Below are 11,209 nucleotides of genomic sequence, written 5' to 3'. Positions count from 1 at the left end.
GGGCTTGCGGTGTGTGGGGTGTTCTTCTTCCAGGATGCGGCAGCCAGCCTATAGCTCAGACGTTCGAATCTCGACTTTGTCCAGCCGAGTCCACCCGAACGAGTGACGGAGCCCACCGGACCGTCCGTATCCGGACCGAAAAAGCCCTGCTCAGCACCCGGGATTCGGCGGTAGCGTCACCTGGTCAACGAGCGGAGCCCGCTCCGGGCAACGCGCCGACCGCACAGAAGGCAGATCCGATGAGCGACCCGCAGTCCGCCGCCGTCGCCGCCGAACGGCTGGTCCTGGTCGAGGACAGCACGGCGGCCCTGCTGGAGACCGTCGCCGGGCTGGCGCCGGAGGCCGTCACCGGGCCCTCCGCGCTCCCCGGCTGGACCCGCGGCCACGTGCTGGCCCACCTCTCCCGCAACGCCGACTCCCTGGTCAACCTGCTGACCGGGGCCCGCACCCGGACCGACGTCCCGCAGTACGCCAGCGAGCAGGCCCGCGACCAGGGCATCGCCGACGGCGCCGGCCGCCCGCTCGACGCCCAGCTCGCCGACCTGCGCGACTCCCACCGGCGCTTCCTCGCCGCCGTCGCGCTGATGACCGACGAGGACTGGGCCGCCGAGGTGCGGCACCGCTCCGGCGCCGTCTTCCCGGCCTGCGACGTGGTCTGGAAGCGCCTCGGCGAACTGGAGTACCACCTGGTCGACCTGGACGGCGGCTACGCCCCCGCCCGCTGGCCGGAGGCCTTCGCCGTCACCGAGTTCCACGCGCTCGCGGACCGGCTGCACGGCACCGCGCTGCCCGCCGTCGAGCTGGTCGCCGAGGACACCGGCGACCGCCGCCCGATCGGCACCGGCGAGCCCGCCCTGACCGTCCGCGGCCCGCTGCGCGAGCTGCTCGCCTGGCTCTCCGGCCGCTCCGACGGCGCCGGCCTGGCCCGGACGCCCGACACCGCACTCCCCCCGCTTCCCCCACTGGGCTGACGGAGCGAGGATGATCGCAGGACCCAGACGACGAGGAGCGGACGGATGACGTACCACGGAGCGGTCAAGGTCGGCGGGCCGCCGGACGTGCGCGAGCTGGCCCACCTGATCATCACCAAGGTGGCCGTGGGCCCGTACGACAACAACGCCTACCTGCTGCGCTGCCGGGCCACCGACGAACAGCTGTTGATCGACGCGGCCGCCGACGCCCCGGTGCTGCTGGAGACCGTCGGGGACGACCTGGCCACGGTGGTCACCACCCACCGGCACCAGGACCACTGGGGGGCGCTGGCCGAGGTGGTCGCCACCACCGGCGCCCGCACCGCCGCCGGGGAGCACGACGCCGAGGGCATCGAGGTGCCCACCGGGCTGACGCTCGCGGACGGCGACCGGCTGCGGGTCGGCCAGGTCGAGCTGACCGTCCGGCACCTGGTCGGGCACACCCCCGGCGCCATCGTGCTGGTCTACGACGACCCCCAGGGCCACCCGCACGTGTTCACCGGCGACTGCCTCTTCCCGGGCGGCGTCGGCAACACCTGGGGCGACCCGGAGGCCTTCCGGACGCTCTTCCGGGACGTCACGGAGAAGATCTTCGACGTGCTGCCCGACGAGGCCTGGGTCTACCCCGGCCACGGCAACGACACCACCCTCGGTGCGGAGCGCCCGCACCTGGACGAGTGGCGCGAGCGCGGCTGGTAGCGGCCGCGACAACGCGGAGGGGCCCCGCGACCCTTGCGGTCGCGGGGCCCCTCCGCGGGCGTCAGGCGTCGAGCTTCTGCGACTCCTGGAGTTCGCGCTGCTCGGCCTTCTTCGAGGCCAGCAGGCTGGTCACGGTCGTCACGGCCAGCACCACCACGATGAAGCCGAGCGAGAACGGGATGCCGATCTCCGGGACGTGCGCGCCGGCCTCGTGGGCGGCGTGCAGCACCAGCTTCACGCCGATGAAGCCGAGGATCACCGACAGGCCGTAGCTCAGGTGGACCAGCTTCTTCAGCAGGCCGCCGATCAGGAAGTACAGCTGCCGCAGCCCCATCAGGGCGAAGGCGTTGGCGGTGAAGACGATGTACGGGTCCTGGGTGAGCCCGAAGATGGCCGGGATCGAGTCCAGGGCGAACAGCACGTCCGTGGTGCCGATCGCCAGCATCACGATCAGCATCGGGGTGATCAGCCGGCGGCCGTTCTCCACGACGAACAGCTTGGTGCCGCGGTAGTCGTCGGTGGACGGGAAGCGCCCGGTGATCGACTTGAGCAGCCGGTTCTCCTCGAACTCCTCCTCTTCCTCGTCGGCCCGGGCCTCCTTGATCAGCTTCCAGGCCGTCCAGATCAGGAAGGCGCCGAAGATGAAGAACACCCAGGAGAACTGGGTGACCAGCGCGGCACCGCCGGCGATGAACACCGCCCGGAGCACCAGCGCGATGATCACACCGAACATCAGCACGCGCTGCTGGTAGATCCGGGGCACCGCGAACTTGCCCATGATCAGGATGAACACGAAGAGGTTGTCGACACTGAGCGACTTCTCGGTGATGTAGCCGGCGAAGAACTCACCCGCCGGCTGGGCCCCGGAGTGCCACCAGAGGAACCCGCCGAAGAGCAGCGCCAGCACGATCCAGACGACCGTCCAGATCCCGGCCTCCTTGATCGAGACCTCGTGCGGCTTGCGCCCCCCGATGAAGAAGTCCGCCACGATCAGTGCGATCAGCACACCGATCGTGGTGGCCCACATGGTTACGGAAACGTCCACTACTGCTCCTCCGGCAGGTAGGCGAGACAGTCATCGTCACTGCCGGAGGTCTCTTCCGCCCGTCGGGCCAGCGCCCCGGGGCGCCTCGACGGGCGCCCGTGATGACGGGGTCGGCTGTTGGGGAATACTCCCCTCCGCTGCCGTCGAGAGTAACAGGGAAGGCAAAGAAAGGTAAAGAAGGTAAAGGACGGGTCAGAGGAACGGCTCGATGGCCGGCAGCAGGTCCTGGAAGGTCCGCCCCTTGGCCGGGGCGCCGATCGCCTGCATCTCCCAGCCGCCGTTGCCGTCCCGGACCACCTTGGCCATGATCTGCCCGGTGTGCGGCCCGCCGCCCGCCAGCTCGTACCGGGCCAGCTCCACCCCGGAGGCCTCGTCCACCAGCCGGCAGTGCGCCTGACGCACCTCGGCGAAGGTCTGCCCGGTGTACGAGCTGACCGTGAACACCACCTGGGTGATGTGCGGCGGCACGTGCAGCAGGTCGACCAGGATCGCCTCGTCGTCCTCGTCGCCCGAGCCGCCCTCCAGGTTGTCCCCGGTGTGCCGCACCGAGCCGTCGGTGGACTCCAGGTGCTGGAAGAACACCACGTCGGACGGGGTCCGCTCGGCGTACAGCAGGGCCGAGGCGTCCAGGTCGATCTTCCTGGTCCGGCTGCCGAACAGACCCCGCTTGGGGGCGGCCTGCCAGCCCAGCCCCATCCGGACCACGGTCAGGGTGCCGCCCCCCTTCTGGAGGCTGACCCGCTGCCCCTTGGCAAGGTTCACCGACACGACGTTGTCCTCTCTGCCGGCCACGCGGTCGCTGCCGCACGGCTCCACGGTGGAACACCCCGTCGCCGTCCCCCGGCTGAGGCCCCCTCTGCTGACGGCCCGCTACCCCGTCCCGAGGGCACGATGCCGCAGGCCAGCCTAGGGCCTGCGGCACCCGCGACTCCTCCGGGTTACCCGGTTTGTGGCAAGGCTGAGACACCGCCGGGCTTGACCGGTGCCGAACCGGCCAAACCCGGTGCCCCGGCGGTCAGGCCACCCCCGCCTCGCGCATCTGGCGCAGCTCCTTCTTCAACTCCTTCACCTCGTCGCGCAGCCGGGCCGCCACCTCGAACTGGAGGTCGGCGGCGGCCGTGTGCATCCGGTCCGTCATCTCCTGGATCAGCTCCGCCAGCTCGGCGGCCGGCAGCGACTTCGCGGGCTTGCGGTCCGCGCCCAGGCTCGGCACCGGGGCCTTCGCCTTGCCGGAGCCGCGGTACCCGGTGGAGAGCAGTTCGTCGGTGTCCACGTCCTCGCGGGCGAGGGTGTCCAGGATGTCGCCGATCTTCTTCCGCAACGGCTGCGGGTCGATCCCGTGCTCCTGGTTGTAGGCCTGCTGCACGGCCCGGCGGCGGTTGGTCTCGTCGATCGCCTTCTCCATCGACGGGGTGATCCGGTCCGCGTACATGTGCACCTGGCCGGAGACGTTGCGGGCGGCGCGGCCGATCGTCTGGATCAGGGACGTGCCGGAGCGCAGGAAGCCCTCCTTGTCCGCGTCCAGGATCGCCACCAGCGACACCTCCGGCAGGTCCAGGCCCTCGCGCAGCAGGTTGATGCCGACCAGCACGTCGTACCGGCCGGCCCGCAGCTCGCGCAGCAGCTCCACCCGGCGCAGGGTGTCCACGTCGCTGTGCAGGTACCGGACCCGGATGTCCAGGCCCAGCATGTAGTCGGTGAGGTCCTCGGCCATCTTCTTGGTCAGCGTGGTGACCAGGACCCGCTCGTCCTTCTCGACCCGCTTGCGGACCTCGTGCACCAGGTCGTCGATCTGGCCCTCGGTCGGCTTGACGATCACCTCGGGGTCGATCAGGCCGGTCGGGCGGATGATCTGCTCGACCTGCCCGTCGCCGCGCGACAGCTCGTACGGGCCCGGCGTCGCCGACAGGTACACCGTCTGGCCGATCCGCCCCAGGAACTCCTCCCACTTCAGCGGGCGGTTGTCCATCGCGGACGGCAGCCGGAAGCCGTGCTCCACCAGGGTGCGCTTGCGCGAGGCGTCGCCCTCGTACATCGCGCCGATCTGCGGGACGGTGACGTGCGACTCGTCGATGACCAGGAGGAAGTCCTCCGGGAAGTAGTCCAGCAGGGTGTTCGGCGGGGAGCCGGGCTCGCGGCCGTCGAAGTGCATCGAGTAGTTCTCGACGCCCGAGCAGGTGCCGATCTGGCGCAGCATCTCGATGTCGTAGGTGGTGCGCATGCGCAGCCGCTGGGCCTCCAGCAGCTTGCCCTGCTTCTCCAGCCTGGCGAGCGTCTGCTCCAGCTCCTGCTCGATGCCGGTGATCGCCCGCTCCATGCGCTCGGGGCCGGCCACGTAGTGCGAGGCGGGGAAGACGTAGATCTGCTCGTCCTGGCTGATGATCTCGCCGGTGAGCGGGTGCAGGGTGTACAGCGACTCGATCTCGTCGCCGAACATCTCGATCCGGACCGCGAGCTCCTCGTAGACCGGGAAGATCTCGATGGTGTCGCCGCGGACCCGGAAGGTGCCGCGGGTGAAGGCGACGTCGTTGCGGGCGTACTGGATGTCCACGAAGCGGCGCAGCAGCACGTCGCGGTCGATCTCCTGGCCGACCTTGAGCGGGACCATCCGGTCCACGTACTCCTGCGGGGTGCCGAGGCCGTAGATGCAGGAGACGGAGGCGACCACGATCACGTCGCGACGGGTGAGCAGCGAGTTGGTCGCCGAGTGCCGCAGGCGCTCGACCTCCTCGTTGATCGAGGAGTCCTTCTCGATGTAGGTGTCCGTCTGCGGGACGTAGGCCTCCGGCTGGTAGTAGTCGTAGTACGAGACGAAGTACTCGACCGCGTTGTTGGGCAGCAGCTCGCGGAACTCGTTCGCCAGCTGGGCGGCCAGCGTCTTGTTCGGCGCCATCACCAGGGTGGGGCGCTGCAGCTTCTCGATCATCCAGGCCGTGGTGGCCGACTTGCCGGTGCCGGTGGCACCGAGCAGCACGACGTCCTTCTCCCCCGCCCTGATCCGCCGTTCCAGCTCGGCGATCGCCGCCGGCTGGTCACCGTTCGGCTGGAAGGGGCTGACGACCTCGAAGGGCGCCACGGACCGCTCAATACTCGTGATGGGACGCACGACTCCACCGTACGACCCCCCACCGACAACCGGTGCCGCTCCGATCAGGCCGCGTGGGCCTCGAACCTTATGGCGGGCTCGCGGGCGGGGTCGATGCGGACCGCGGCGTCGAACGCGGCGGCGAGCAGTTCGATCAGCGGCAGGGTCGGGTCGACCCCGCTCTCCTCGATGCTCTCGACCGTCTCCTCCTCCAGTCCGGCCCGCCCGGCGAGTTCGGCGACCGTCCAGCCGAGCGCGGAGCGACGGGCGTACACGGCTTCGGCGAGCGCCATCCGCCGCCCGGCCGCGCGGTACTCCTCGCTCTCCCGGTGCTCGGGTGGCACGACCCAACGGGTGTGGTAGCCGCCGCTCATCGCTGCTCCTCGTCCCTGTCGTAGACCTCGTGGTCACCGGCCGGTGCGTGCTCCGCCTCGCAGAGCTTCTGGGCCCGGTGGGCCCGCTCGACCTCGTCGCCCTCGCGGTTCCTAGTCTTGCGGAAGACGGTCAGCAGCACAGCCCGCCGCCCGGGGGCCAGCCAGTACGTGATCCGTACCGGCCCGATCCGCAGCTCCCGCAGCGGCCCTCCGAGGTGGCTGGCCAGTGGGAACGTCAGCAGCTCGCCGTCCTCGGCGAGGCGGTCGGCCGCGCGCTCGGCCGCCCGGTACTCAGCGGTCGAGCAGCAGCGGAGCCACTCCCGGACCTCCGGCTCGATCTCGATCCCGTACGTTCCGCGGGTCCCACCACCGGCCACACGATCCCCCTCGCTCCGGGGAGCAACGAGTGGCCGGCCCAGGGGTCACGGGCTCATTGCTTCGCGCTGTCGCGGGCGAGGGCGACCAGGCGGGAGATGGCGCGCAGGTACTTCTTGCGGTAGCCGCCGCGCAGCATGTCCTCGGGGAAGACCTCGTCGAAGGGCAGGCCGGAGGCGGTGATGGGCAGCTCGCGGTCGTACATCCGGTCGGCGAGGACGACCAGGCGCAGGGCGGTGGACTGGTCGTCGACCTGGTGCACGCCGCGCAGGCAGACCGCCGTGACGTCGTCCAGCAGCGCGCCGTAGCGGCTGGGGTGGACGGCGGAGAGGTGGGCGAGCAGGGCGTCGAAGTCGTCCAGCGAGGCGCCGGGGGTGCGGGCGGCGGCGGCCTCGACGGCGGCGTCGGCGTACGGCGGCGGGGCGTCGGGCAGGCCGCGGTGGCGGTAGTCCTGGCCGTCGATCCGCATCGGGCGGAAGTGCGCGGACAGGCCCTGGATCTCGCGCAGGAAGTCGGCGGCGGCGAAGCGGCCCTCGCCGAGCTTCTCCGGCAGGGTGTTCGAGGTGGCGCACAGCTTGACGCCGTTCTCGACCAGCCGGCCGAGCAGGGTGGAGACCAGCACGGTGTCGCCCGGGTCGTCCAGCTCGAACTCGTCGATGCAGAGCAGGGTGTGCCCGGAGAGGGTCCGGACGGCCTGCTGGAAGCCGAGCGCGCCGACCAGGTTGGTCAGCTCGACGAAGGTGCCGAAGGCCTTGGGGCCGGGGGCAGCGTGCCAGAGCGAGGCGAGCAGGTGGGTCTTGCCGACGCCGTAGCCGCCGTCGAGGTAGACGCCGGCCGGGCCGGTGGGCGCGGGGGCGGACCGGCGGAACCAGCTGCGCTTGGGCGCGGAACCGTTTCCTCCCCCGAGCGTGGCCGCGAACTGCTCCAGGACCTGGACGGCCTCGTACTGGCTGGGCTGGGTCGGGTCCGGGAGGTACGTCCCGAAGCTCACCTCGGCGAACCGGGGCGGCGGGACCATCTCGGCGACCAGCCGCTCGGCGGGCACGACGGGACGGCGTTCGGTGAGCGCGATCGGGGCGCCGGCCGGGCTCGCGGCGGCTATCGACTCGGTCGCGGTGGCGGGGCGGGAGGCTGCGGGCACGTTAGTAGAGGGTACGCCTGGTCCCGGCGCCCTCCGAACCGGCTCCGGAGCTCCCGGGGGCCGCCCGCCGGGGCGGGCCCGGGCCCGCTCCGGGCCTCCCCCGGACGGCCCGCGGTGGAAGACTGAGGTCATGCAACAGTTGATCAGCCCGCTGGGTGCCCCGGTCGCCGATCCGTCCGACCTGGAATCGCTCGCCGCCGTCTACGCGTACCCCGACCAGGTGAATCGGGGGCGTGCCTGGCTGCGCGCGAACATGGTCGCCGGGCTGGACGGCGGTGCGGGGCTCGACGGACTGTCCGAGGGCCTGTCCGGCGACGCCGACAAGCGGATCTTCGGCGTGCTGCGGGCGCTGTCCGACGTGGTGCTGGTCGGCGCCGAGACGGTCCGGGCGGAGGGCTACCGGCCGGCCCGGGCCCGCCGGGAGTTCGCCGCCGCGCGGGCAGCGGCGGGGCAGTCGCCGGCCCCGGCGATCGCGATCGTGAGCCGCTCGCTGAACCTCGACCTGGCCGCGCCGCTGTTCACGGAACCGCTGGTCAGGACGGTGGTGATCACCGTGGAGGACGCCCCCGAGGAGCGCCGCCGGGAGGTCGCCCGGGTGGCCGACGTGGTGCTCGCCGGGCGCGGCTCGGTGGATCTGCGGGCGGGCGTGGCGGCCCTGGTGGACCGCGGCTGGACCCGGCTGCTGACCGAGGGCGGCCCCCGGCTGCTGGGCCAGCTGGCCGCCGCCGGGCTGCTGGACGAGCTCTGCCTGTCGCTGGCTCCGCTGGTCACCGGCGGGGACGCGCCGCGCATAGTCCACCATGCGGAAATGCCTGACGTGCAGCGGATGCGGCTGGTCTCATTGATCGAGCAGAAAGGATTCCTCTTCACCCGCTACCTGCGTCACCTGGGTTCGGATGACCCCGTGACCCCCCGATCGTGATCCCGTTATGCGATGCCGGGGCCCGGGGGCCGGCCACTGGAAGGGACTCACGTGTTCAAGACGGTACTGATGATCGAAAAGGCGCTCTCGGACGCGGACGTGGAGCTGGTCACCACGCTCCACAGCGACGAGAAGGTGTCCTTCGTCGTCCTGATGCAGCCGCGCGGCAAGCAGGACGAACTGCTGCGGGCGCTCGACGACGTCGCCCTCGGCCACCTCGACAAGGTGGTGCGCGAGCACGACGAGTCCGAGGGCGGCCCGACCGTGGCCGGTGAATCGCTGGAGCACAGCCTGCGCCACCTGCGCGCCGCCGGGGCCGAGGCGATCGGCGAGCTGGTCGAGGAGAAGCCGCTGGACCGGCTGCGCGCGGCGGTCGAGGAGCACCGGGCGGACGAGGTGGTGGTGCTCACCTCCCCGCACTTCGTGGAGGAGTTCTTCCACCGCGACTGGGCCTCCCAGGCGCGCCACAAGGTGGGCGTGCCGGTGCTGAGGCTGTTCGCCAGCGACTCGTAGGGCCCTGGCCCCGCGCGCCGGTGGTGCAGAATCGTCCTTGCGGTCCGTCCGCGAGGACGATTCGCGCATCGCCGGACCCACCTGCCCACACCAGCCATCGCCCGTACGGAGCCACGCCTTGAACGACGCCGCGCACGACCTGCACGCCCCGCACTTCATCGGCATCGGCGGCGCCGGGATGTCCGGCCTGGCGAAGATCCTCGCAGTGCGCGGTGCCAGCGTCTCCGGCAGCGACTCCAAGGAGTCCGAGACCGTCCTCGCGCTGCGCGCCCTCGGCGCCACCGTGCACGTCGGCCACGCCGCCGAGCACGTGCCGGACGGCGCCAGCAGCATCGTGGTCTCCAGCGCGATCCGGGCCGACAACCCGGAGCTGGTGGCAGCCCACGAGCGCGGCATCCCGGTGGTGCACCGCTCCGACGCGCTGGCCGCGCTGATGGGCGGCCGCCGGGCCCTGGCGGTGGCCGGCACCCACGGCAAGACCACCACCACCAGCATGCTCGCCGTCGCCCTCGGCGAACTGGGCCTGGACCCCTCCTACGCGATCGGCGGCGACCTCGACGCCCCCGGCTCCAACGCCCACCACGGCACCGGCGAGATCTTCGTCGCCGAGGCCGACGAGAGCGACCGCAGCTTCCACAAGTACGCGCCCGAGGTGGCGATCGTGCTCAACGTGGAGCTGGACCACCACGCCAACTACGCCTCGATCGACGAGATCTACGAGTCCTTCGAGACCTTCGTCGGCCGGATCGCCCCCGGCGGCACCCTGGTCGTCTCCGCCGACCACGACGGCGCCCGCGAGCTGACCGCCCGGGTGGCCGGCCGCGAGGGGCTCACCGTGGTCACCGTCGGCGCCGCCGAGGACGCCGACCTGCGCGTGCTCTCGGTCGTCGCCCACGGCATGACCAGCGAGGTCACCGTCCTGCTGGACGGCACCGAGCTGACCTTCACCGTCTCGGTGCCCGGTCGGCACTACGCCCACAACGCGGTGTCCGCGCTGGCCGCCGGCGTCGCGCTGGGCGTCCCGGCCGCCGACCTGGCCAAGGCGCTCGGCGCCTACACCGGTGTGCGCCGCCGCCTCCAGCTCAAGGGCGAGGCGGCCGGCGTCCAGGTGATCGACTCCTACGCCCACCACCCGACCGAGATGACCGCCGACCTGGAGGCCATCCGCGAGGGCCTGGAGGGCGGGGGGCGCGTCCTGGTGGTCTTCCAGCCGCACCTGTTCAGCCGCACCCAGCAGCTCGCCGAGGAGATGGGCACGGCCCTGGCGCTGGCCGACGCCTCGGTGGTGCTGGACATCTACCCGGCCCGCGAGGACCCGATCCCCGGCATCACCAGCGAGCTGATCATCGACGCCGCCCGCCGGGCCGGCGCCGACGTCACCCCCGAGCACGACTTCGCCGCCGCCCCCGCCCTGCTGGCCGGCCTGGCCCGCCCGGGCGACCTGCTGCTCACCATGGGCGCCGGTGACGTCACCAACCTGGGGCCCGAAATTCTGAAGCACCTCGCGAACGTTGCCTCCAACGTCTGACCAACAGCGTCCGACGTACGTACGCCGCGAGCGGGAGTCGTGATGAGCTACGAGATCCAGAAGACCGAGGCCGAGTGGCGCGCCCAGCTCAGCCCCGAGGAGTACCACGTGCTCCGCGAGGCGGGCACCGAGCGCCCCTTCGTCGGCGAGTACACCGACACCAAGACGGTCGGCGTCTACAGCTGCCGGGCCTGCGGGTCGGAGCTGTTCAGCTCCGAGACCAAGTTCGACAGCCACTGCGGCTGGCCCTCGTACTACGCGCCGCTGGCCGAGGACCGGGTCGAGTACATCGAGGACACCTCGCTCGGCATGCGCCGGGTGGAGGTGCGCTGCGCCGCCTGCGGCGGGCACCTGGGGCACGTCTTCGAGGGCGAGGGCTACGGGACCCCGACCGACCAGCGCTACTGCATCAACAGCATCTCGCTGACGCTGCGGCCGGCCGGGTAGTCCGGACGGCGGGAGGGCCCGGACGGTCGCCGTCCGGGCCCTCGGGCCGTCTCCGTGCGCCGCTTCGCGCCGCTCGCCGGGGTGCGGCCGGGGGCCCGCGTACCGGCGG

Annotated in this window: 12 protein-coding genes; 6 read left to right on the top strand and 6 right to left on the bottom strand. The window is 71.7% G+C overall.

The window, feature by feature from the left end; all coding sequences use genetic code 11:
- Positions 1-239 precede the first annotated feature (239 nt).
- Positions 240-971 carry a maleylpyruvate isomerase family mycothiol-dependent enzyme gene (locus AB0O91_RS04590; RefSeq protein WP_363427799.1) on the top strand — a complete coding sequence of 244 codons (732 nt, stop codon included), beginning with the start codon at positions 240-242 and terminating at the stop codon, positions 969-971.
- 45 nt (positions 972-1,016) lie between these two features.
- Positions 1,017-1,670 (top strand): MBL fold metallo-hydrolase, encoded by a 654-nt coding sequence (locus AB0O91_RS04585; RefSeq protein WP_363427797.1) that lies wholly within the window; start codon positions 1,017-1,019, stop codon positions 1,668-1,670.
- A 61-nt stretch (positions 1,671-1,731) separates the two neighbouring features.
- Here AB0O91_RS04585 and AB0O91_RS04580 read toward each other — a convergent pair whose 3' ends face one another.
- The 6 genes from AB0O91_RS04580 to zapE all read right to left on the bottom strand — a co-directional run bounded on the left by AB0O91_RS04580 (position 1,732) and on the right by zapE (position 7,651).
- Complete coding sequence (locus tag AB0O91_RS04580) at positions 1,732-2,715, bottom strand: TerC family protein (protein WP_363427795.1); 984 nt, start codon at positions 2,713-2,715, stop codon at positions 1,732-1,734.
- Positions 2,716-2,907: 192 nt separating this feature from the next.
- The gene (locus AB0O91_RS04575) at positions 2,908-3,483 is read right to left on the bottom strand and encodes a TerD family protein (RefSeq protein ID WP_363427793.1); all 576 of its coding nucleotides are present in this window, start codon (positions 3,481-3,483) and stop codon (positions 2,908-2,910) included.
- 247 nt (positions 3,484-3,730) lie between these two features.
- On the bottom strand, positions 3,731-5,821 hold the full coding sequence (gene uvrB / locus AB0O91_RS04570) for an excinuclease ABC subunit UvrB (protein WP_363427791.1): 2,091 nt from the start codon (positions 5,819-5,821) through the stop codon (positions 3,731-3,733).
- 44 nt (positions 5,822-5,865) lie between these two features.
- Positions 5,866-6,174: a transcriptional regulator gene (locus tag AB0O91_RS04565; RefSeq protein ID WP_363427789.1), complete on the bottom strand. Its 309-nt coding sequence runs from the start codon at positions 6,172-6,174 to the stop codon at positions 5,866-5,868.
- Positions 6,171-6,551, bottom strand: a complete 381-nt coding sequence (locus tag AB0O91_RS04560) for a type II toxin-antitoxin system RelE/ParE family toxin (protein ID WP_363427787.1) — start codon at positions 6,549-6,551, stop codon at positions 6,171-6,173. Before AB0O91_RS04560 ends, AB0O91_RS04565 begins: the two co-directional genes overlap by 4 nt.
- 53 nt (positions 6,552-6,604) lie before the next feature.
- Entirely contained in the window at positions 6,605-7,651 is a 1,047-nt protein-coding gene (gene zapE, locus AB0O91_RS04555) for a cell division protein ZapE (protein WP_363428193.1), read from the bottom strand.
- A gap of 169 nt (positions 7,652-7,820) precedes the next feature.
- On the opposite strand from zapE, the gene AB0O91_RS04550 reads away from it, so the two are divergent.
- The 4 genes from AB0O91_RS04550 to msrB all read left to right on the top strand — a co-directional run bounded on the left by AB0O91_RS04550 (position 7,821) and on the right by msrB (position 11,100).
- Positions 7,821-8,612: a pyrimidine reductase family protein gene (locus tag AB0O91_RS04550; protein ID WP_363427785.1), complete on the top strand. Its 792-nt coding sequence runs from the start codon at positions 7,821-7,823 to the stop codon at positions 8,610-8,612.
- 51 nt (positions 8,613-8,663) lie between these two features.
- A complete protein-coding gene (locus AB0O91_RS04545; RefSeq protein WP_363427783.1) occupies positions 8,664-9,125 on the top strand; it encodes an indole-3-glycerol phosphate synthase in 462 nt (153 codons plus the stop codon).
- Positions 9,126-9,243: 118 nt separating this feature from the next.
- Positions 9,244-10,653 carry a UDP-N-acetylmuramate--L-alanine ligase gene (murC, locus tag AB0O91_RS04540; RefSeq protein ID WP_363427781.1) on the top strand — a complete coding sequence of 470 codons (1,410 nt, stop codon included), beginning with the start codon at positions 9,244-9,246 and terminating at the stop codon, positions 10,651-10,653.
- Positions 10,654-10,695: 42 nt separating this feature from the next.
- Positions 10,696-11,100 (top strand): peptide-methionine (R)-S-oxide reductase MsrB, encoded by a 405-nt coding sequence (msrB, locus tag AB0O91_RS04535; protein ID WP_363427779.1) that lies wholly within the window; start codon positions 10,696-10,698, stop codon positions 11,098-11,100.
- Positions 11,101-11,209: the final 109 nt, after the last annotated feature.

The sequence above is a fragment of the Kitasatospora sp. NPDC089797 genome, assembly GCF_040684795.1.
In the GTDB taxonomy this organism is placed as follows: domain Bacteria; phylum Actinomycetota; class Actinomycetes; order Streptomycetales; family Streptomycetaceae; genus Kitasatospora.
This window is presented reverse-complemented; position numbering and strand designations above follow the sequence as displayed.

Coding starts and splice junctions, on each gene's coding strand:
- AB0O91_RS04590 (WP_363427799.1), top strand. CDS start 240: ATGAGCGACCCGCAGTCCGCCGCCGTCGCCGCCGAACGGCTGGTCCTG.
- AB0O91_RS04585 (WP_363427797.1), top strand. CDS start 1,017: ATGACGTACCACGGAGCGGTCAAGGTCGGCGGGCCGCCGGACGTGCGC.
- AB0O91_RS04565 (WP_363427789.1), bottom strand. CDS start 6,174: ATGAGCGGCGGCTACCACACCCGTTGGGTCGTGCCACCCGAGCACCGG.
- AB0O91_RS04550 (WP_363427785.1), top strand. CDS start 7,821: ATGCAACAGTTGATCAGCCCGCTGGGTGCCCCGGTCGCCGATCCGTCC.
- msrB (WP_363427779.1), top strand. CDS start 10,696: ATGAGCTACGAGATCCAGAAGACCGAGGCCGAGTGGCGCGCCCAGCTC.